Source organism: Streptomyces sp. NPDC033177, assembly GCF_055577715.1.
The window spans coordinates 325,996-345,260 of sequence record NZ_JBVIPS010000005.1 but is presented as its reverse complement, the minus strand read 5'-3'; the positions used below and the strand labels follow the sequence as shown (position 1 = coordinate 345,260).

The 19,265-nt window shown below is 70.8% G+C and carries 18 protein-coding genes; 11 read left to right on the top strand and 7 right to left on the bottom strand.

What is annotated here, in order from left to right; all coding sequences use genetic code 11:
• Positions 1 to 17: 17 nt before the first annotated feature.
• Positions 18 to 1,634: a succinic semialdehyde dehydrogenase gene (locus tag ACZ5U5_RS19605; RefSeq protein ID WP_469023170.1), complete on the top strand. Its 1,617-nt coding sequence runs from the start codon at positions 18 to 20 to the stop codon at positions 1,632 to 1,634.
• Between the two features lie 27 nt (positions 1,635 to 1,661).
• On the top strand, positions 1,662 to 3,515 hold the full coding sequence (locus tag ACZ5U5_RS19600) for a GMC oxidoreductase (RefSeq protein ID WP_469023168.1): 1,854 nt from the start codon (positions 1,662 to 1,664) through the stop codon (positions 3,513 to 3,515).
• A 112-nt stretch (positions 3,516 to 3,627) separates the two neighbouring features.
• On the opposite strand, the gene ACZ5U5_RS19595 is transcribed toward ACZ5U5_RS19600, so the two are convergent.
• Positions 3,628 to 4,734 (bottom strand): LAETG motif-containing sortase-dependent surface protein, encoded by a 1,107-nt coding sequence (locus ACZ5U5_RS19595; protein WP_469023165.1) that lies wholly within the window; start codon positions 4,732 to 4,734, stop codon positions 3,628 to 3,630.
• Positions 4,735 to 4,884: 150 nt separating this feature from the next.
• Between ACZ5U5_RS19595 and ACZ5U5_RS19590 the strand changes: the two genes are divergently transcribed.
• Entirely contained in the window at positions 4,885 to 5,298 is a 414-nt protein-coding gene (locus tag ACZ5U5_RS19590) for a hypothetical protein (protein WP_469023162.1), read from the top strand.
• 100 nt (positions 5,299 to 5,398) lie between these two features.
• Entirely contained in the window at positions 5,399 to 6,151 is a 753-nt protein-coding gene (locus ACZ5U5_RS19585; RefSeq protein ID WP_469023159.1) for a hypothetical protein, read from the top strand.
• Between the two features lie 723 nt (positions 6,152 to 6,874).
• Here ACZ5U5_RS19585 and ACZ5U5_RS19580 read toward each other — a convergent pair.
• On the bottom strand, positions 6,875 to 7,213 hold the full coding sequence (locus tag ACZ5U5_RS19580; protein ID WP_469023157.1) for a chorismate mutase: 339 nt from the start codon (positions 7,211 to 7,213) through the stop codon (positions 6,875 to 6,877).
• A 397-nt stretch (positions 7,214 to 7,610) separates the two neighbouring features.
• On the opposite strand from ACZ5U5_RS19580, the gene guaA reads away from it, so the two are divergent.
• Positions 7,611 to 9,197: a glutamine-hydrolyzing GMP synthase gene (gene guaA / locus ACZ5U5_RS19575; protein ID WP_469023154.1), complete on the top strand. Its 1,587-nt coding sequence runs from the start codon at positions 7,611 to 7,613 to the stop codon at positions 9,195 to 9,197.
• Between the two features lie 74 nt (positions 9,198 to 9,271).
• Here guaA and ACZ5U5_RS19570 read toward each other — a convergent pair whose 3' ends face one another.
• Positions 9,272 to 9,751 (bottom strand): pyridoxamine 5'-phosphate oxidase family protein, encoded by a 480-nt coding sequence (locus tag ACZ5U5_RS19570; protein ID WP_469023152.1) that lies wholly within the window; start codon positions 9,749 to 9,751, stop codon positions 9,272 to 9,274.
• A gap of 163 nt (positions 9,752 to 9,914) precedes the next feature.
• On the opposite strand from ACZ5U5_RS19570, the gene ACZ5U5_RS19565 reads away from it, so the two are divergent.
• From ACZ5U5_RS19565 to ACZ5U5_RS19555, 3 genes are all read left to right on the top strand, one after another.
• Complete coding sequence (locus tag ACZ5U5_RS19565; RefSeq protein ID WP_469023149.1) at positions 9,915 to 10,700, top strand: class II aldolase/adducin family protein; 786 nt, start codon at positions 9,915 to 9,917, stop codon at positions 10,698 to 10,700.
• A gap of 169 nt (positions 10,701 to 10,869) precedes the next feature.
• Complete coding sequence (locus ACZ5U5_RS19560; protein ID WP_469023146.1) at positions 10,870 to 12,135, top strand: hypothetical protein; 1,266 nt, start codon at positions 10,870 to 10,872, stop codon at positions 12,133 to 12,135.
• Positions 12,136 to 12,266: 131 nt separating this feature from the next.
• Positions 12,267 to 12,791: a DoxX family protein gene (locus ACZ5U5_RS19555; RefSeq protein ID WP_469023143.1), complete on the top strand. Its 525-nt coding sequence runs from the start codon at positions 12,267 to 12,269 to the stop codon at positions 12,789 to 12,791.
• A gap of 34 nt (positions 12,792 to 12,825) precedes the next feature.
• On the opposite strand, the gene ACZ5U5_RS19550 is transcribed toward ACZ5U5_RS19555, so the two are convergent.
• On the bottom strand, positions 12,826 to 13,056 hold the full coding sequence (locus ACZ5U5_RS19550; protein WP_469023141.1) for a hypothetical protein: 231 nt from the start codon (positions 13,054 to 13,056) through the stop codon (positions 12,826 to 12,828).
• Entirely contained in the window at positions 13,043 to 14,383 is a 1,341-nt protein-coding gene (locus ACZ5U5_RS19545) for a PspC domain-containing protein (protein ID WP_469023138.1), read from the bottom strand. Before ACZ5U5_RS19545 ends, ACZ5U5_RS19550 begins: the two co-directional genes overlap by 14 nt.
• Before the next feature lie 183 nt (positions 14,384 to 14,566).
• Between ACZ5U5_RS19545 and ACZ5U5_RS19540 the strand changes: the two genes are divergently transcribed.
• The gene (locus ACZ5U5_RS19540) at positions 14,567 to 15,856 is read left to right on the top strand and encodes a PspC domain-containing protein (RefSeq protein WP_469023136.1); all 1,290 of its coding nucleotides are present in this window, start codon (positions 14,567 to 14,569) and stop codon (positions 15,854 to 15,856) included.
• Positions 15,853 to 16,644 (top strand): LuxR C-terminal-related transcriptional regulator, encoded by a 792-nt coding sequence (locus ACZ5U5_RS19535; RefSeq protein WP_469023134.1) that lies wholly within the window; start codon positions 15,853 to 15,855, stop codon positions 16,642 to 16,644. Before ACZ5U5_RS19540 ends, ACZ5U5_RS19535 begins: the two co-directional genes overlap by 4 nt.
• Positions 16,645 to 16,681: 37 nt before the next feature.
• On the opposite strand, the gene ACZ5U5_RS19530 is transcribed toward ACZ5U5_RS19535, so the two are convergent.
• Positions 16,682 to 17,320, bottom strand: a complete 639-nt coding sequence (locus tag ACZ5U5_RS19530) for a hypothetical protein (protein WP_469023131.1) — start codon at positions 17,318 to 17,320, stop codon at positions 16,682 to 16,684.
• A gap of 81 nt (positions 17,321 to 17,401) precedes the next feature.
• On the bottom strand, positions 17,402 to 18,454 hold the full coding sequence (locus ACZ5U5_RS19525) for a C40 family peptidase (RefSeq protein ID WP_469023129.1): 1,053 nt from the start codon (positions 18,452 to 18,454) through the stop codon (positions 17,402 to 17,404).
• Between the two features lie 320 nt (positions 18,455 to 18,774).
• Here ACZ5U5_RS19525 and ACZ5U5_RS19520 point away from each other — a divergent pair, with 320 nt between their 5' ends.
• Entirely contained in the window at positions 18,775 to 19,128 is a 354-nt protein-coding gene (locus ACZ5U5_RS19520) for a hypothetical protein (protein ID WP_469023126.1), read from the top strand.
• The last annotated feature ends 137 nt before the right edge of the window (positions 19,129 to 19,265 follow it).

The following is a 19,265-nucleotide window of genomic DNA, read 5'->3' as shown; positions in this document are numbered from 1 at the left end:
GGCCTACGCTCACCCCCATGACGGACTCGCAGGCCATCGCAGCGCCCCTCGGCACGAACCCGACAGCCACCGCCCCCGAAGGCGCGCGCACCGCCGCCGACGTGGTGACTCCCGAGCTCATCGCGCAGCTCACCCGCGACGTGATCGGATCGGGCCGGACCGCCAACCACGCGCCGTTCACCGGCGAGAAGCTGGCCGACCTGCCCGAGTCCACCCCCGAGGACGTGGCCACCGCCTTCGAGCGCGCCCGGGTCGCCCAGATCTCCTGGGAGCGCACGCCGGTCCGGCAGCGCGCCGCGGTCCTGCTCCGTTTCCACGACCTGGTCCTGCAGCGCCAGGCCGAGGTCCTCGACCTCATCCAGCTGGAGACCGGCAAGGCCCGGCTGCACGCGCACGAGGAGCTGCAGGCCGTCGCCGTCGCCGCCCGGCACTACGGCCGCAAGGCCCCCGCGTATCTGAACCCCAAGCGCCACACCGGTGTCGTACCGACCCTCACGAAGGTCACCGAGAACCGTCAGCCGCGCGGTGTGGTCGGCCAGATCGCGCCCTGGAACTACCCCTTCGAGCTGTCCATCGGCGACGCCCTTCCCGCGCTCGTCGCGGGCAACGCCCTGGTGATGAAGCCCGACACGGAGACCTGCCTGACCGCTCTGTGGGCCCGCGACCTCATCATCGAGGCCGGTCTGCCCGCCGAGGTCTTCCAGGTCGTCATCGGCGAGGGCCCCGTGGTCGGACCCGAGATCGTCAAGCACGCCGACTACGTCTCCTTCACCGGCTCCACGCGCACCGGCCGCGAGGTCGCCCAGGGCGCAGCCGGCCGGCTCGTCGGCGTCTCGCTCGAACTGGGCGGCAAGAACGCCATGTTGGTGCTCCATGACGCCGACATCGACAAAGCCGCGGCGGGCGCCGTGCGCGCCTGCTTCTCCTCGGCGGGCCAGCTGTGCATCTCCATCGAGCGGCTCTACGTCCACGAGTCGATCGCCGACGAGTTCGTGGAGCGCTTCGCCACGCGGACGAAGGCGATGCGGCTCGGCCGCTCCCTCGCGTACGGCGCGGAGATGGGCTCGCTGGTCGGCGAGCGGCAGCTGGAGACCACCAAGCGGCACGTCGACGAGGCGGTCGCCAAGGGCGCCACGCTGGTCGCGGGCGGCGTCCCCCGGCCCGACATCGGCCCGTACTTCTTCGAGCCGACGATCCTGGACGGCGTCGAGGCCCCGATGGCGGTGTGCGCCGAGGAGACCTTCGGCCCGGTCGTCTCCATCTACCGCTTCACCGACGAGAACGAAGCGGTCGAGCTCGCCAACTCCACGTCGTACGGACTGAATTCCTCGGTCTGGACGAAGGACGGCAGCCGTGGCCGCAAGATAGCCGCCCGTTTGCGCACCGGCACGGTCAACGTGAACGAGGGCTTCGCGCCCGCCTACGGCAGTGTGCAGTCGCCGATGGGCGGCATGAAGGACTCGGGCCTCGGCCGCCGCCACGGCTCCGAGGGCATCCTGAAGTACACCGAGGCACAGACCGTCGCACACCAGCGGCTGATGCCGCTCGCCCCGTCCTTCGGCATGGACGACGAGAAGTACGCGGCGTTCATGAGCCTCAGCCTGAAGGTCATGAAGTCCCTGCGGCTTCGCTAGTGCGTTAGTTCTCAACGAGGAGAGTCAATGTCACAGGAGAGCTCTGTCCAGAAACAGCCGGACAGCGAGGCCGGTGGGTACGGCGGGGGCGGCTCGGACGGCGAAGCGTCGTACGACTACGACGTCCTCGTCGTCGGGTCCGGCTTCGGCGGCTCCGTCTCCGCCCTGCGGCTGACGGAGAAGGGCTACCGCGTGGGCGTGCTCGAAGCGGGGCGCCGCTTCACCCGGGAGTCGCTGCCGAAGAACTCCTGGGACCTCAAGAACTACCTCTGGGCACCGGCCCTCGGCCTGTACGGCATCCAGCGCATCCATCTGCTCGGCAACGTGATGGTGCTGGCCGGGGCGGGCGTCGGCGGAGGTTCGCTGAACTACGCGAACACGCTCTACGTGCCCCCCGCGCCGTTCTTCAACGACCCGCAGTGGAAGGACATCACGGACTGGCAGGAGGAGCTCGGCCCCTACTACGAGCAGGCCAAGCGCATGCTCGGGGTGCGGCTCAACCCGACCACGACTCCCTCCGACATCCACCTGAAGGCGACCGCCCAGGCCATGGGAGTGGGCGACAGCTTCCACATGGCGCCGGTCGGCGTCTTCTTCGGCGACGAGCAGGACGCCTCAGGTACTTCAACGGCCGGGCCCGGCGAGGAAGTTCCCGACCCGTACTTCGGTGGCGCGGGTCCTTCCCGCAAGGCGTGCAGCGAGTGCGGCGAGTGCATGACGGGCTGTCGGCACGGCGCGAAGAACACCCTCAACGAGAACTACCTCTACCTGGCGGAGAAGGCGGGAGCCGTCATCCACCCGATGACCTCCGTCGTCACCGTCACCGAGGACTCGCGCGGCGGATTCGCCGTGGCGACCCTGCCCACGGACGCCAAGCGCAAGGGCAAGGGTCGCACGTTCACGGCGCGCCAGGTCGTCGTCGCGGCGGGCACCTACGGCACGCAGACGCTCCTGCACCGCATGAAGGACACCGGCCTGCTCCCGCGCATCTCGGGCAGGCTCGGCGCGCTCACCCGCACCAACTCCGAGGCCCTGGTCGGCTCGCAGACCACCGACCGCCGCTACCGCAAGCAACACGGCGCCGAGAAGGTCGACTTCACCAAGGGCGTCGCGATCACCTCGTCGATCCACCCGAACGCCACCACGCACATCGAGCCGGTCCGCTACGGCAAGAAGTCCAACGCGATGGGCGGCATGACGATTCTCCAGGTGCCGTACAGCATCAAGGGCGGCAAGGCGCGCGTGGCCGGCTGGGTCGGCAACGCCGTCAAGCACCCCTGGCTGATGGTGCGCTCGCTCTCCAACCGGCGCTGGTCGGAGCGGACGATCATCGGCCTGGTCATGCAGACGCTCGACAACTCCCTGACCACGTACCGCAAGGAGAAGGGCATCGGCAAGGGCCTGCTGACCGCACGGCAGGGCCACGGCGCGCCCAACCCGACGCAGATCCCCGAGGCCACCGAGGCCGCGTCGCTGCTCGCCAAGGAGATCAACGGCTTCGCGGGGTCGAACGTCGGCGAGCTGATGGGCACCCCGCTGACCGCGCACTTCCTGGGCGGCTGCCCGATCGGCGACTCGGCCGACTCCGGAGTCATCGACCCCTACCACCGCCTCTACGGCCACCCCGGCATCTCGGTCGTCGACGGCGCCGCGGTCTCCGCGAACCTGGGCGTGAACCCGTCCCTGACGATCACCGCGCAGGCCGAGCGCGCGATGTCGTTCTGGCCCAACAAGGGCGCCGAGGACACGCGTCCCGCGCAGGGCGCCGAGTACGTGCGTCTCGCCGCCGTCGAGCCGAAGTCCCCGGCGGTGCCGGCGGACGCGTTCGGCGCCCTGAAGCTGCCCTTCCTGGGGATGCCCGCGGTGCCGGCCAAGAAGTAGCCGCCGCGTACGGTCGGTGGCCCCCGGATACGCCAAAGGACCTGCACCCCCCTCCGAGCGCAGGTCCTTTCGCGTGCTTCAGTGCCGCTGAGCGGCGTGCCGATACCGGTGCTTACGCGGTGGCGTCGGCCTTCTTGCGGCGGACGACGAAGACCGCGCCCGCTCCGGCGATGACGGCGACACCGCCGACGAGGCCGATGGTCGGCAGCATGGAGCTGGAGCCGGTCTCGGCGAGGTTGCCGGTGACCGGGATCTCCTTGGCGCCACCGGCCGGCGTCTTGCCGCCGGCGGGGGCCTTGCCGTCCTCGTTCTTGTCGGCCTCGCCCGGGTTCTCGTTCGAGCTGCCGGCCTTCAGGACCGTGAACTCGTAGAGGGAGAAGGCGCTGCGCACGCAGTTCTCGTCGGAGTCCAGGTAACCGCCGAGGCCGAGCGCGTAGCCGTCGCCGGCCGGGGCCTTGGCGCTGACGTTGAGGCGCAGCTTGATGTCGACCTTCTCGTTGGCGCCCAGCGGGGTGGAGCCGAAGTAGAAGCCGCCCGAGACCTCGTCCGCGATGGACTCCCAGGCCTTGGTGTCGGGGTTGAGGTACTGGATCTGCGCGTAGTTGGCGAGCCAGTCCTTCTCGTCCTCGCTCTCGGTGTAGTTGTCCACCATGGCGAGCCACTCGACCATGCCGAGGTCCTGGTCGGTCGGGTTGGAGGCGGTCAGCTTGAACTGGTGCCAGCCGCTGCCCGCGACGATCTTGCCGGGCAGGCCCGAGAGCCCGATCTCCAGCTTCGTGTCGGCGTCCTCGCCGTCCTCGTCGACCGGGCAGTCCGTGGGCTCCTCGGTCGGCTCCTCGGTGGGCTTCCCGGTCGGCTTGGCCGTCTCCGAGGGCTTGCCCGTCTCGGTGGGAGTCCCGGACGGCGCCGGCGTGGTCGGCGCGGTGGTCGTTGGGCTCGGCGGCGGCGTCGTGGACGGCTGCTCCGTCGGGGTGCCCGTGGCCGGAGGCGTGGCCGACTCGGTGGCCGTCGCGCTCGGGGCCGGGGTGGTGCCCTCGGTCGCGAAGGCGGCGGGAGCCGACAGCAGCGCGATCGGGGCTATTGCGGCGGTCGCGGCCGCGGCGGCCATGACACGGCGAAGCTTCATGAAGACCTCAGTGAGTCCGGCGTACCACCGGGCGGGCGGTACGGAGGTGGAGGCCTCCGCGGTGGGGACGCGGGTGTGGCCGTTGTTACGCATGCATGACCTGCGTCGCCTGTGAATGGTTGTCCTCGAACTCACAGAATTCTTATGTGGCGTGGATCACATGGCTTGTGCGTCCACTGCCGGGTGCCGTAGACATTCCTCCGCTCGACGGTGAGCCACGGTGGTGCAACAGGAGGGGGCGGCGTGGGGAAGCAGGACGGGAGACCGGACCGAATACCGGACCACATACCGGACGACGTGTGGCAGCGGTTCGAGCGCGACAGTCTGCGCGACATCCGCACCTCGGCGCCGAAGGAGCCGTCCGCGCGGGCGCGCATGGTGGCCGAACGGCTGCGGCGCCTCGACGAGGAGGCGGCGCTTCGACAGGCGGCCGAATCCCGTGCCCTCGGCCGCCGGCGCAGGAAGCGCAAGGCGGCGCGGGGGGAGGGCACCGCCGGGGCGTGGCGGCCGGACGAGTGGCGCGCCGCGCCGACCGGGCCGCGGCGCGGCGGGCGTTCGGAGCGCAGCCGCCGGGTGTGGAGCGTGGTGATCGTGGTGGGCTGCATGGCGCTGGCGATCGTGTTCCTGAGCCCGTTCCGGTTCTGGATCTGGCAGTAGCCCGGGGACCCGGGGTGGGGAACCGCTCGTAACGATCTTCCGTCGTAGGAGGGGTGCGGGTGACTCCGCGCGGTGCGTACGAGAGTGGGGGAGCGGGAACGTGAAGTCAGCTGTGTCGCGAGGCGTGGTGGCTGTTTCGACCGTGGCGGTGCTCGGTCTGACGGCGGCGTGCAGCGGCGGCGGTGGTGGCGGCGATGGCGACGGCGTCGGCGAGGACGGGAAGTCCGGGCGCAAGGGCGCGCCCTCTCTCTCGGCCTCGGTGCAGCTGGAGAAGGCGGCTCTGGCCTCGGGTGACGTGAAGAAGTACAAGGTCGAGCCCGGTCCGGGAGAGGCCAGGGACGAGGCTCGGCCGTCGACGGGACGCGTGAGCCCGGCCGAGTGCCGCCCGCTCGCCGAGATGCCCACGGCTGCCGCCGCGGCGAAGTCGAAGGCGCACGTCAGCCGCACGCTGACCAGCACCGACGTCGCGCACACCACGACGACCGAGGTCGTGCTTCTCGCGTACGGCCAGGCCGACGCCGAGAAGACCATGGACACCCTGCGCGCGGCGACGAAGGCGAAGAAGTGCGCCACGTTCGGGGACGGCGGCCGCCGGTACATCGGTGTCAGGCCGCAGCCCGGCCCGGTCGACGGCGACGAGGCCGTCTCGTACAAGCTCGCGAGCCGGACCGGTGAGTTCCTGCACAGGGATCGCGTCTCGGTCGTACGCAGCGGCTCGACGCTGGTCGTCTTCCGCGCCTCGAACATCTTCGACCCGCGGTCGGCCCGTTCCGAGGAGGAGGGCGACCCGAAGGTGGACGACGCGATCGTCGAGGCGCAGCTCACGAAGCTGGCCGGGGCAAAGCAGAAGTAGAAGTAGAAGTAGAGGCAGAAGCTGAGGCAGAAGCGTGTCGAGCGGCCGCAAAGCTAAGGGCCCCGCGGGACGGAACCGCGGGGCCCTTGGCCGTCAGCACCGACGTCAGGGCAGCGTCGGTGCCACGGAGCGGCGCCGGGGGAGTGCGCCGCGGGCCTGAGATGCGCCGGTGGCCTACCCCGGCGCCTGCCCGGCGCACGGGGGGCGCACAGGTGGTCTCGACCAATGGCAATGAAATTGTGCAGTGCCGCGCGCGCGGCCATCTTGCTACGCATCGTGGTGGATGCGCCGTGACGCGCGCAACCGGTTCGACATGATCCGGACGAACAGGGACACCTTGGTCTACATCGGGGGACGTAGGAGCCTGAAAGCTGAGGGACCTGGGGACCGGGGGGCGGTGGGGACGCCCGGCCGGGGGGGACTTCGGGACGGAGGCCGGTCGGCTTCGGGCGTCCCCGAAGCCGACCGTTCCCTGGGTGACCGGGCTGCTGTCCCCTGCCGTCCGGTCACGTCTCTGGAGCGAGGTCCCACGGCGCACACCAGGTGTGCGCCTCATCGCTCCAGCGGAGCCACGCGTGGTTTTTCCGTGCCCGCCCCTGGCTGGCACGGACATCGGGACCAACGAAATCCCTCCGGGCCTGGTCACGCGCCGTACGGGTGAGAGCGGACCCGAACTCAGATCCGGTGGGACACCGGGGGCCGCGGGCTTGTGTCGCGAGGCGCTCAGACCCGGCCCCTGCACAGTTCGAGGAGCGTCATCGCGAGCGACGTGCCGGGCTTGCCGAGCGCGTCCCTGTAGTGGCCGAGCACCTCCATCTCGCGCGAGAGGTTCACGCGACGGCCACCCGATCCGATCCGGGCCTCCTGGATGACGGCCGAGACGGCCATCCGTTCCTGTACGAGACCGATGATGCGGTCGTCGAGTGCGTCGATGCGGTCGCGTGCGCCCTCGATCACGCCGGCGGCCTCGGGGGTACGGGCGCCGGTCTTGTCGGTCGTGGCGATGGTCATCTGGGGCTCCTGATCGGATGTGGATCTCGGTGGAGTGCCCCGGAGCGACAAGGTCCGGAAATGACAGAACGCCCCGGGCCTTGTCGGCCCGGGGCGCCTGGGAAGTCGCTTGTCAGTGGATCAAGCAGCTCGACCATGGCAGCCGGCGGGCCGGTTGCCATAGGTAAAGAGGAAGCTGAGGTGCTTGGTCACGGGCCCAGTATGCCCCCACGCGCGCGTGCCCGGTCAACACGGGCTCCGGCGCGGCTCGGATACTGAGACGCCTCCCCAGAACCCCCGGCGCCCTGGCCGGAACCTCGCCCGGCACCTCGCGTGGGGGACCGGCCTCCGTCGGATGCGACGAAAGGGGTGTCCGCGAGCCCGGTAGAATCGACAAAACAGACCCCCTGCTCACGCACGAGCCCCAGCTCACGCTCAAGCTCACGCTCAACGCCGGAAGGCCGCCGCCGTGCCATCAGCGTCCCCCGCTGCCGCCGCCCCCGACACCGTTCTGGTCGTCGACTTCGGCGCGCAGTACGCCCAGCTCATCGCCCGCCGCGTCCGCGAGGCCCGGGTGTTCAGCGAGATCGTGCCGAGCACCATGCCGGTCGCCGAGATGCTCGCCAAGAACCCCGCCGGGATCATCCTCTCCGGCGGTCCCTCGTCGGTGTACGCGGACGAGGCGCCGCGCCTGGACCGCGCGATCTTCGAGGCCGGAGTCCCCGTCTTCGGCATGTGCTACGGCTTCCAGCTGATGGCGATCACCCTCGGCGGCACCGTCGACAACTCGGGCGCGCGGGAGTACGGCCGCACGCCCCTGGCCGTCTCCAAGCCGGGCTCGACGCTCTTCGAGGGCACCCCGTCCGAGCAGCCCGTGTGGATGTCGCACGGCGACGCGTGCAGCGCGGCGCCCGAGGGCTTCACCGTCACCGCGTCCACGGACGTCGTGCCGGTCGCGGCCTTCGAGAACGACGAGAAGAAGCTGTACGGCGTGCAGTACCACCCCGAGGTGATGCACTCCACGCACGGCCAGCAGGTCCTGGAGCACTTCCTCTACCGGGGCGCGGGCCTGAAGCCCGACTGGACCACCGGCAACATCGTCGAGGAGCAGCTCACCGCGATCCGCGAGCAGGTCGGCAACAAGCGCGCGATCTGCGGCCTCTCCGGAGGTGTCGACTCCGCCGTGGCCGCCGCCCTCGTACAGAAGGCCATCGGTTCGCAGCTGACCTGCGTGTATGTCGACCACGGTCTGATGCGCAAGGGCGAGACCGAGCAGGTCGAGAAGGACTTCGTCGCGGCCACGGGCGTGCAGCTCAAGGTCGTCGACGCGCAGGAGCGCTTCCTGAGCGCGCTGGCCGGGGTCTCCGACCCCGAGCAGAAGCGGAAGATCATCGGCCGCGAGTTCATCCGCGTCTTCGAGCAGGCCCAGGCGGAGATCGTCGCCGAGGCGCCGGGTGACCAGCCCGTCGAGTTCCTGGTCCAGGGCACGCTCTACCCCGACGTCGTCGAGTCCGGCGGCGGCACCGGCACCGCGAACATCAAGTCCCACCACAACGTGGGCGGCCTCCCCGAGGACCTCGAGTTCCAGCTGATCGAGCCGCTGCGCCAGCTCTTCAAGGACGAGGTGCGGATGGTCGGGCAGGAGCTCGGTCTGCCGGACGAGATCGTCCAGCGCCAGCCCTTCCCGGGTCCCGGCCTCGGCATCCGCATCGTCGGCGACGTCACCAAGGAGCGCCTGGACCTGCTCCGCGAGGCCGACGCGATCGCCCGCGAGGAGCTGACGGCGGCCGGTCTCGACCGGCAGATCTGGCAGTGCCCCGTGGTGCTGCTCGCGGACGTGCGCAGCGTGGGCGTGCAGGGCGACGGCCGGACGTACGGCCACCCGATCGTGCTGCGGCCCGTCTCCTCCGAGGACGCCATGACCGCCGACTGGTCGCGTCTTCCCTACGACGTCCTCGCGAAGATCTCGACGCGCATCACGAACGAGGTCGCCGACGTCAACCGCGTCGTCCTCGACGTGACGAGCAAGCCGCCGGGCACCATCGAGTGGGAGTAGACCTCCCCGCGGGAGTCGTCCCGCAGCGCTGAGACGGCGCCGTCCACCGAGGTGGGCGGCGCCGTTCGCGTACGTCAGGTCCGCCTGGTCGTCCGCGCCGGTCCGCCCGGCTTCCACAGCTGCACCGCCAGATACTTCTCGTCCTCGATGTACGTCCGGACCACCTCCGTGAGCTCCGTACGGAAGAGATGGAACGCGGCCGGATCCGGCGGGTCCACCTCGCCCACGTACCGCGCGACGACCTCGGGATCCCGCACCTCGACGGCCCGCCCGGAGACCCGGATGTCGCCGCCCGCCATCTCCGTGCCCGGTCCCGGGTTCGCCTGGACCGAGAAGCGCGGGTCACGGCGCAGGTCGAGCGCTTTCATCGAGTCCGGCATCATGCCGAGCCACAACTCGCCGTGCAGGAATCGGACTTCGAGCCCGGTGGTGCGCGGCGATCCGTCCTTGCGGAGCGTGGCGAGTACGTGGTGCGTGAACAGGCCGAACCGCTCCTCGGCGGTCCGCGCGAAGGTGGGTTCCGCTGCGCTGAAGGCTGCCCAGTTCGTCGTCATACGGCGAGTGTCCCGCCGATACCCGACACCTTCTGTCCGGCATGACCCACCGATTTCCGCCCGGCCTCGCGCTCCTGTTGCGCACTCTCTTCACAGGGGACCCCTGTCTTCCTGCGCTGACCGGCGGTAACTTCCGCTCCGTACAGCCAGGGATGGAGGACACATGCAGGCGCCCACACCGATACCCGTCGAGCGGTTGCAGTTCGCGATGCCGCCGGTGCACGACTCGTTGGCGGACGAACGGCGCCATCGCAAGGAACGGCTCGCCGGAGCGCTGCGGATCTTCGGGCGGCTCGGATACGAGGACGGGGTGTCGGGGCACATCACGGCGCGGGATCCGGAGCACGAGGACTGTTTCTGGGTGAACCCCTTCGGGATGCCCTTCAAGCACATCACCGTGGGCGATCTGGTCCTCGCCAACGCGGAGGGGCAGGTCGTCGAGGGGCGCCACCACGTCAACCAGGCCGCCTTCACCGTGCACGCGCAGGCGCACCTGGCGCGGCCCGACGTCGTCGCCGTCGCGCACTGCCACTCGCTGCACGGCCGGGCCCTGTCCACGCTCGGCGAACTCCTCGACCCGATCACCCAGGAGTCCTGCGCCTTCTACGAGAGCCATGCGCTGTACGACGGCTACACGGGCGTCGTCGTGGACTCGGACGAGGGCCGGCGGATCGCCTCCGCGCTCGGCGGCCACAAGGCCGTCATCCTGCGCAACCACGGGCTGCTCACCGTCGGCGACTCCGTCGACGCCGCCGCCTGGTGGTTCCTCACGATGGAACGCTCCTGCCAGGTCCAGCTGAGCGCGCGGGCCGCGGGCCGCCCGATCCTGATCGGCCACAAGCAGGCGGTGGCGACCCGCGAGCAGCTCGGCAGCGATCTCGTGGCGTGGATCAACTACCAGTCGCTGTGGCAGGACATCAGCCGCAGCGAACCGGATCTGCTGGCCTGAGCCTGTTCCCGAGCCGACAACTCCCGGCGTCAACACGCGTACGGCCGAATCACCCTCGCTGACCTGACCCGAGGAACCTGATCGTCTCCTAGTACGGCACAATCCCCTTTCATCGCAAGGAAGTTCACGTTTCGGTGTTCGAACCAGGGTGGGGAAGGCGGCGTACGCGGTGGCGGTGCAGGAGGCGCGCGACGGCGCACACGGGGGCGGTTGCACATGCGGCGACTGCCCCCACGGCTCGCGTGAGGGGCATCGGCGTGCCGTGGCCGCGTTCCTCGCCAAACGCGACGAACTGGCGGCGGGACAGGGGCTGCCCGCGGCGGTCGCCCACTCGGCGGGCGCTTCCCGGCAGTGGGTGTCGGACGAGCTGACCCAGTCCGCGCACGCCGTCGCCGAACGCGGCAGGGCCGAGGGCCAGGCCTGGCTCGGCCACCTCTGGCGCCGCACGGCCGCCGTGGTCTGGGTGGGCGTGGGCGTCCTGCTCCTGGTCCAGGCGCTCACCGCGATCGGCACCGGGTGGACCCTGGCCCGGACCGCCGGGGTACTCGCGGCCGCGGTCGTCGCCGCTCTGCTGACCGCCGCCGGATATGTGCACCGAGCGCGCGGCGGCGTCCTCGCCCCACTGATCGGTGAGGACAACCGCCTCTCCACCTCCCGTGCCGTTGCCGCCTGTTGGCTTCTCCTCCTCGTCTTCGCCGTGCTCGTCCTCGTCGGCGAACTCGCCGGGGCGTCGGGCCACCGGGAGCGGGACGAGCTGATCGCCGGGCTCGACCTCGCCCGCGCCGCCGGTGCCGTGACCGTCCTCGCCGTGGTCTGCGGGGTCGCCGTGCTCGTACGTCGCGTGGTCGGTCTGCGCGTCCTTGGCCAGCGGCTCCAGAAGGTGCCCGCCGACCGGCCTAGGGCCGCCGACCTGCTCACCGACGACGCGGGCCGCGGCAGCTTCGCCGACGCGCAGTACGTCCTGGTCAGCGCCGTCGCCATGATCTTCGCCGCCGTACGCCTCGCGCGCCGCCCCGAGCAGCTGCCTGATCTGCCGTGGGGTCTCGCGGTCCTCGTCCTGGTGTCGGCGGCGACATACCTCGCGGGCAAGTACGCCGAGGGCGGCCGGCCCGTGATCCTCTCCGTGGTGCGCGCCCGGGAGGCGGGTGATCTCGACGCCCCGATCCGCACGGGCGACGACATCGAGATCCGCGGCGCCGGTTTCGTGCCCCCGGGCGGGCAGAGCGCCGATCGTCTCGCCCGGATGGTCGTTCGCATCGGGACCGTGCACGTCCACGTGCCGCTCGTGCCCGTGCCGGGCGGGTTCACCAACCCGACCGACACTTCCCTGACCGTCCCCGTCCCGGTCGACGTGGAGCCCGGGCGCGTCGACGTCCAGGTGATTACGGCCGCGGGTGTGGAGACGAACCGCTGCACGATCGACGTCACGGACTGAGCGCCACCGCCCGGCTTCGGGCCGGGCGTCGCGAATTCGGTGCAAGCCACTGAGCAGCGCCCCCTCTTCGTACGTATCGTCAGATGACGGGTCAATGGGCGAGGCGGGTCACGGGAGAGGCGGCGAGAGCGATGGCACACGGCATGCGCACCGACAGCCACACCAGCTACGTCAGAAGCAGCGGCTGGCGGGAGAGCGCCTCCCGATACGCCCTGTTGCCGCTCCGGATCTTCCTCGGCGTCACGTTCATCTACGCGGGTCTGGACAAGATCACCGACAGCGTCTTCATGTCGGCCGGCGGTGACGGCTCCATCGGCCAGCAGATGGAGAGCGTCCGTGACATCTCCGCCATCCCCGAACTCGTCGACCTCGCCCTCAAGAGCCCCGTCGGCTTCGGCTACGCCATCGCCCTCGGGGAACTGGCCGTCGGCATCGGCACCCTCGTCGGCCTGTTCGCCCGGATCGCCGCGCTCGGCGGGGCGCTGATCTCGCTCAGCCTCTGGCTGACCATGAGCTGGTCCACCGAGCCCTACTACTACGGCAACGACCTGATCTACCTGATGGCCTGGCTCCCGCTGATCCTCGCGGGGGCGTCCGTCTTCTCGGTCGACTCGATGATCGCGGAACGGCGCAGGCACGCCGCGGGACTCGGCTGACCGCCGCCGGACGGCCAGGTGTCCCGCCGGACGGCTAGGCGCCGTCGGCCCGGCGGTCCGCCGTACGGGCCGTGGGCCGGCCGCGTATGCCGTACGACACCGCTGCCGCCGCGCCTCCGAGGAGCAGACCCGCCAGCAGGAGCGGGAAGGCCAGGAACCACGGCGTGTCCCATATGCCGCCCGCGTCGCCCGCGTAGGCGATGGCCGCTATCAGCAGGAACAGGCCAAGGACCAGCTTGCCGGGATGGAACTCATGGCGTAGCACGGGTCACCTCCACCTGTCCGATGCCCACTTCGACGTGCAGCTCGAGCGTGCCGCCGTCCTTGCTTCCCGCGACCGGGTCCAGCGTCACCGACTTCTCCTTGCCCGGAGCGATGTCCACGTCCTGCTTGCCGTCGTCCGGCAACTGGATGTCGCCGACACCCACTTCGATGTCCAGCTTCACCGTGCTGTCCTTCGGCACGATCACCTTCAGCTGACCCGCTCCCACCTCGGCACCGGTGCTCACGGTCTGTCCCTTGCCGGGACCGGCCCGGGTCATGTCGAGTGTGCCGACGCCCGTCCCCAGCTCGTACTGCGGCTGGACCTGTCCGGCCGCGGTCGGTATCCACTCGGTCTCCGCCCAGGTGGTGCTGATGTCCTTGGGCAGTGCGGCCGAGCCGGCGAGCAGTCCCGCCGTGATCAACGCGAGGATGATCGAGCCCACGCCGGTGCGTCCGAGGAAGGCGCTGAGGGCGATGCCCACGCCGAACACCCCGAGTGCGAGGGCGAGGCCCGTCTGCAGGCTGGTGCCGAGCGACTGCTCCTCCCACGTGAGGCCGGTGCCGAGGCCTGCGGCCAGCAGTGCGCCCAGGAAGACGAGGCCGCCGATCCAGCGTGGACCTCGCGGCTTGGGGGGCCGGGGAGGAACCTCGGGGGCGCGCGGCCGCGGCTGCCCGTGCGGCGGGTCGGGCTGGTACTGAACGGTCATCCCCTCGGGCCCCCAGAAATAGCCCGAGATCCCGTCGTGCGTGCCGTCCTTGATGATCGGGTCCCGCCACCACGAGGGGGCTCCTGCCACCGGTGGCGCCTTCGCCTCGGGCGGCGCGTCCGCCACGGCCTGGGCCGCCACCGGGTCGGGATCGGTCGTGCCGCGCTGCTGCGACCAGTACCCCGCGCCCGCGAGGAGCAGCGCGAGGACGGCCGCGAAGGTGAGCGCCCCGCCGTTGTTCAGCAGGGAGAGGAAGACGCCGCAGCCGACGAGCGCGAAGAGCACGGCCGTCAGTGCCTGACCGTCCACCCGGCCGGAAAGGAGCCTGCGCGCCTCGTTCTCCTCCTCGTCCGCGAAAGGGACGAACAGCCACGCGAAGCCGTAGAAGACAAGGCCGAGCCCGCTGGTGAGGGAGAGGAGCGCGAGTCCGATCCGGAAGATCACCGGATCCATGTCGCAGTGCTGACCGAGCCCCGCGCACACGCCCCCCAGCCTTTTGTGCCGACGGTCGCGGCGGAAGGCCATCACGACCATCGGCCCGCCCGGCTCCTGCGCCGTGGCGAACTGAGGATCGTGCGGTGCGGCCTGCGGGCCCGACCCGGCGGGCTGCTCGTCTTTCATGTGTCCATGGTGACGGGCCGGAGGCCGCCGCGGCAGTCGGGACAACCCTGGCCGAACCCTGAGATCACCCCTGACACAGCCCTGCCCTGACCTCCGCGCCCTGCCTTCCGGGTCGGAGATCAGGGACGTCTCGGGGGTCGACCCTGATGCCCGTGCCCGCGTACGCGTGTGAATATCGGAGACATGCCGGAAGCCGCAGCAGTATCCATCGAAGACGAGCGGCCGCTGCGAAAGCTCTATCGCAGCGGTGACGGCCGTTGGCTCGGCGGTGTCGCGCGCGGCCTCGCCGGTCATCTCGGTCTTCCCGTCGTCTGGGTGCGGCTGATCTTCGTCGGCCTGTTCACGGCGGACGGGCTCGGTGGTCTGCTGTACGCGGCGTTCTGGTTCTTCGTGCCGCTGGGTGTGGGCGGGGTCGACGCGATGCGCCCGCCCTCGGCCGTCACCGCCGAGACGTCGCCCGACGGACGCCGCAGACTCGTGGCCCGCAAGCCGGACAAGGGCCAGCTCGTCGCGCTGCTCGCGATGGTCATCGTCGCCATGGTCTTCGTCGGCAATGTGGACCTGGGCAACTCGACCAAGGCCTATCTCTGGCCGACCCTGCTCGTCGCCGCCGGTGTTGCCCTGGTCTGGCGGCAGGCCGACAACGCCCGCCGGGCCCGCTGGATGGCCGTCGGCCGCCGCAGGCGCACCCTGACCATCGCCCGCGCGGGGGCCGGAGTGCTGCTGGTCGGCGCCGGTGTCTCCGGCATCGTCGTGCTGCAGGGTTCCACCTCGCACCTCAGCTCCGTGCTGCAGGCGGCGCTCGCCGTGCTGGTCGGCGTCGCGTTGCTCGCCGGCCCCTATCTCGTGCGCATGATGCAGGACCTCTCCGAGGAGCGGCTGATGCGTATCCGCGCCCAGGAGCGGGCGGAGGTCGCCGCTCATGTGCACGACTCGGTCCTGCACACCCTGACCCTGATCCAGCGCAACGCCGAGAACGCCTCGGAGGTGCGCCGCCTGGCCCGCGCCCAGGAGCGCGACCTGCGTCAATGGCTCTACAAACCCGAGGGCACGGGCAAGGACGAGGCGGACGAGCCCGACACCCTCGCCGAAGCGGTCCGGCGCGACGCCGCGGAGGTGGAGGACAAGCACGGCGTCCCCATCGAGGTCGTCATAGTCGGCGACTGCCCGTTGGACGACCGCCTGACGGCGCAGACCCAGGCCGCGCGGGAAGCAATGGTGAACGCCGCCAAGTACGGTGGCGAGGGCGGTGCGGTGCAGGTCTTCGCCGAAGTCGAGGGGGAGACGGTGTTCGTGTCCGTCCGGGACCGTGGCCCCGGCTTCGATCTGGATTCCGTGCCGGACGACCGCATGGGCGTACGAGAATCGATCATCGGCCGTATGCAGCGCAACGGCGGCACGGCGCGGCTGCGCGCGGTGCCGGGGGGCGGCACGGAAGTCGAGCTGGAGATGGAGAGGACGGCGACGACATGAGCGACGCGAGCGAGCCCGTGGAGCCCAGGGGTGGAACAGAGGGTGCGGCCGAGTCGGCACAGCCCGCCGAGGCGACGGCCGACGCGGCCGAAGCGGCGGGCGCCGCCGCGGGCGGTGCCCCGGAGGGCCGCCGGGCGCGCGTCGTCCTCGTCGACGACCACCGGATGTTCCGTACGGGCGTCCAGGCGGAGATCGGCAGGACCGCGATCACCGGGGTCGAGGTGGTCGGAGAGGCCGCGGACGTCGACCAGGCGGTCACGGTGATCACGACGACGCGGCCCGAGGTCGTGCTCCTGGACGTGCACCTGCCGGGCGGCGGCGGCGTCGAAGTACTGCGCCGCTGCGCGCCGTTGATGTCCGACGCCGAGAGTCCCGTGCGGTTCCTCGCGCTCTCCGTCTCGGACGCCGCTGAGGACGTCATCGGAGTCATCCGCGGCGGTGCCCGCGGCTATGTCACCAAGACGATCACCGGCACCGACCTGGTGGACTCCATCTTCCGGGTGCAGGACGGCGACGCGGTGTTCTCGCCGCGCCTGGCCGGGTTCGTCCTCGACGCCTTCGCGTCGACCGACGCACCCCCGGTCGACGAGGACCTGGACCGTCTGACGCAGCGCGAGCGGGAGGTGCTGCGGCTCATCGCGCGGGGGTACGCGTACAAGGAGATCGCCAAGCAGCTGTTCATCTCCGTCAAGACGGTCGAGTCTCATGTGTCGGCGGTGCTGAGGAAGCTCCAGCTGTCCAACCGTCACGAGCTGACGCGGTGGGCGACGGCGCGGCGGCTGGTCTGACCCACGGCCCGGCCCCGGTCTTCGGCCTGGCCCCGGCTCAGCGGCGTGTGCCGCTCGCCACCGGGGCGGGGCCCAACTGCCGTATCGCCCAGCGGTAGTGGCCCAGCGCCTTGGTGATGCCGATGAGGCCCGTCAGCCACATGATGAGGCCCGCTCCCATACCGAGGACGACGTCGCTGTACGAGTCCCTGCCGGGCTCGGCGTAGGCGGCGGCCGCGAAGGACGCCCACAGGCCGAGCGCGCACACCGTGAGGGACGAGAGGAGCCAGCAGAGGCTGAGGGCGGGGGAGCGCAGAGCGGAGTCCGACGCCGGGTGGCTGTCCAGCGCCAGCCAGCTGTCGGTGAGTTCACGGAGCTTTTGGTCCTTGCGGACGCCGATGACGACGCCCACGACCGAGGGGACGATGGCCCCGAGGCCCAGGACCGCGCAGAGAGGACCCATCACGAAGGCCATCGGATCGTGGTCCTCGATCATCTCGAGCGGCACCGCAAGGAGCGCCCAGCCGATGACGCAGCCGAGTGCCAACAGCCAGAGCAGCAGGAGGCGGTGCACGCTCAGGCTTCGGCGGCGCAGGTCTTCCAGGGCCATGCCGCGGTCGTACAGCAGCGCGTTCCGGTCCGGCCAGGTGCGCAGATGGGCGGGTGGCGGAGGGGGCGGCAACGTACGGCGGGTCATGGCCCTGACGGTACCGGCGGGCCCGCACGGTCTCGCGGGACGCACTGAAGCCCCTCACGCCCTTGGAGCCCCGCACTTTCCTCACGCCACGCGCGTCGCCCCCGCGAACGGCATCTGGCTGATCGGTGCGAGGCGGACCGGCGCGCTCGGATTAGGGGCGTGGATCATCTGGCCGTTGCCCACGTAGAGGCCCACATGGCTGATGCCCTGGTAGAAGAAGACCAGGTCGCCCGGCTGGAGTTGGGAGCGCGGGACACGCTCGCCCGCCGCGATCTGCGCGTACGTCGTGCGCGGCAGGGCGACACCTGCAGACCGGTAGGCGGCCTGCGTGAGCCCCGAGCAGTCGAAGGCGTCGGGTCCGGTGGCCCCCCACACGTAGGGGCTGCCGAGGGCCTTGTAGGCGTACGAGACGGCCGCCGAGGCACGGGAGTTGGGTGCCTTGCCCGGGGCGCCCCGGAGGCCGTCACGGCCCGTGTCACGGGATGCCCTGTCCTCGCCCGCGAGCTCCGCGACCTCCGCGCGCTGGTCGCCGGTGAGCTGTGACAGGAGCCGCTTGGCCGCGCCGAGCTTTCCGTTGACCGTCTTCTTGTGCTTCTTCAGCTCCGCCTGGCGGGACTCGAGGTGTGCGAGGGTGCCGTCGGCCTCGGTACGCAGCTGATCGATCTCACGGAGCTGCTTCTGTACGCCGGTGACGGCCGCCGCCTGGCGGCTGTCCGCGCGGTCGGCGATCGCGGCGCGCTCGAGGTACTGGTCCGGGTCGGAGGAGAGCGCGAGCTGGACGGCGGGATCGATGCCTCCGCTGCGGTACTGCGCGGCGGCGATCGAACCGAGCCCTTCGCGCGCCGAGTTGAGCTTCTCCGTCTTGCGGGCCGCCTCGTCACGCAGCTCGCCCAGGGACTTCTCGGCGCGCTCGGCCTTCTCCTTGGCTCCGTTGTACTTCTCGGTGGCGATCTCGGCCTCGCGGTAGAGCGCGTCGACCTTGGCCTTCACCTCGGCCGGGCTGAGCCGTGGATCCGCGTGCCCCGTGCCGTCGAAGGCGGTGGCCGTGGCGGCTCCCGCGAGGGCGATGGTGGCGGCGGTACGGGCCGTATGGCCACTGAGCGAGCGCTGTTTCGGCTTGCGGTGCGCTGCCACGAAGGGGGGCTCCTTAAGGTTCCGGCGACGGCCCGCACAGGGGGAGCGGACCGCCGCCGGATTCTCGGCGGTGGTGGCCGACTGCCGCCCCGGGTCCGGGCGGCGGTGGGGAGCCGGTCACCTGACGAAGGACGCTAAACCTGACCGTCACGGGTCGGTGACGGATTGTGCGCAACTGGCGCAAGTGTGGCGTTCGATGACCTCAAGTGACTGCGCGATCCGCCCGACCGGAACCCTTCGGCGGCGCGCGTGACCGATGCTGCGCTCGGGGCCCACCTGGCTACGGAGTGGTGCTATGGCCCCGGCTAGGCTCCGGAACCATGGACGTTCTCACCCATATCTTCGTCGGCCTGCACATCATCGGCATCGCCTCCCTCCTGGGCGGCTTCCTCACCCAGATGAAGCAGATGGGCCAGGGCACGGCCCGCTTCAACCCCGCGATGCTGCACGGCGCGCTCACGATGCTCGTCACGGGCGTGATCCTGGTGGGCCTCAACCAGGCGGACGACAACCCGGTCAACAACGTCAAGATCGGCATCAAGATGGCCGTCCTGATCGTGATCCTCGCGCTGGTCTACGTGAAACGGGACGACGAGAAGGTGGACAAGGGGATGTTCGGCGCCGTCGGCCTGCTGACCGTCGCAAACATCTTCATCGCGGTGCTGTGGACCTGAGCCCGCAGTTCCGACCGACCCTCTACGCGCGCGGGGGGGGGGGGGGGGGGGCGAGGGGGGGGGGGGGGGGGGGGGGGGGTGGGGGGGGGGAGGGGGGGGGGGGGGGGGGGGGGGGGGGGGGGGGGGGGGGGGGGGTG

Bases quoted from the DNA above. Each gene is read 5' to 3' on its own strand.
- ACZ5U5_RS19605 (WP_469023170.1), top strand. From the start codon at position 18: ATGACGGACTCGCAGGCCATCGCAGCGCCCCTCGGCACGAACCCGACA.
- ACZ5U5_RS19600 (WP_469023168.1), top strand. From the start codon at position 1,662: ATGTCACAGGAGAGCTCTGTCCAGAAACAGCCGGACAGCGAGGCCGGT.
- ACZ5U5_RS19595 (WP_469023165.1), bottom strand. From the start codon at position 4,734: ATGCGTAACAACGGCCACACCCGCGTCCCCACCGCGGAGGCCTCCACC.
- ACZ5U5_RS19570 (WP_469023152.1), bottom strand. From the start codon at position 9,751: ATGACGACGAACTGGGCAGCCTTCAGCGCAGCGGAACCCACCTTCGCG.
- ACZ5U5_RS19565 (WP_469023149.1), top strand. From the start codon at position 9,915: ATGCAGGCGCCCACACCGATACCCGTCGAGCGGTTGCAGTTCGCGATG.
- ACZ5U5_RS19555 (WP_469023143.1), top strand. From the start codon at position 12,267: ATGGCACACGGCATGCGCACCGACAGCCACACCAGCTACGTCAGAAGC.
- ACZ5U5_RS19545 (WP_469023138.1), bottom strand. From the start codon at position 14,383: ATGAAAGACGAGCAGCCCGCCGGGTCGGGCCCGCAGGCCGCACCGCAC.
- ACZ5U5_RS19540 (WP_469023136.1), top strand. From the start codon at position 14,567: ATGCCGGAAGCCGCAGCAGTATCCATCGAAGACGAGCGGCCGCTGCGA.
- ACZ5U5_RS19535 (WP_469023134.1), top strand. From the start codon at position 15,853: ATGAGCGACGCGAGCGAGCCCGTGGAGCCCAGGGGTGGAACAGAGGGT.
- ACZ5U5_RS19530 (WP_469023131.1), bottom strand. From the start codon at position 17,320: ATGACCCGCCGTACGTTGCCGCCCCCTCCGCCACCCGCCCATCTGCGC.
- ACZ5U5_RS19520 (WP_469023126.1), top strand. From the start codon at position 18,775: ATGGACGTTCTCACCCATATCTTCGTCGGCCTGCACATCATCGGCATC.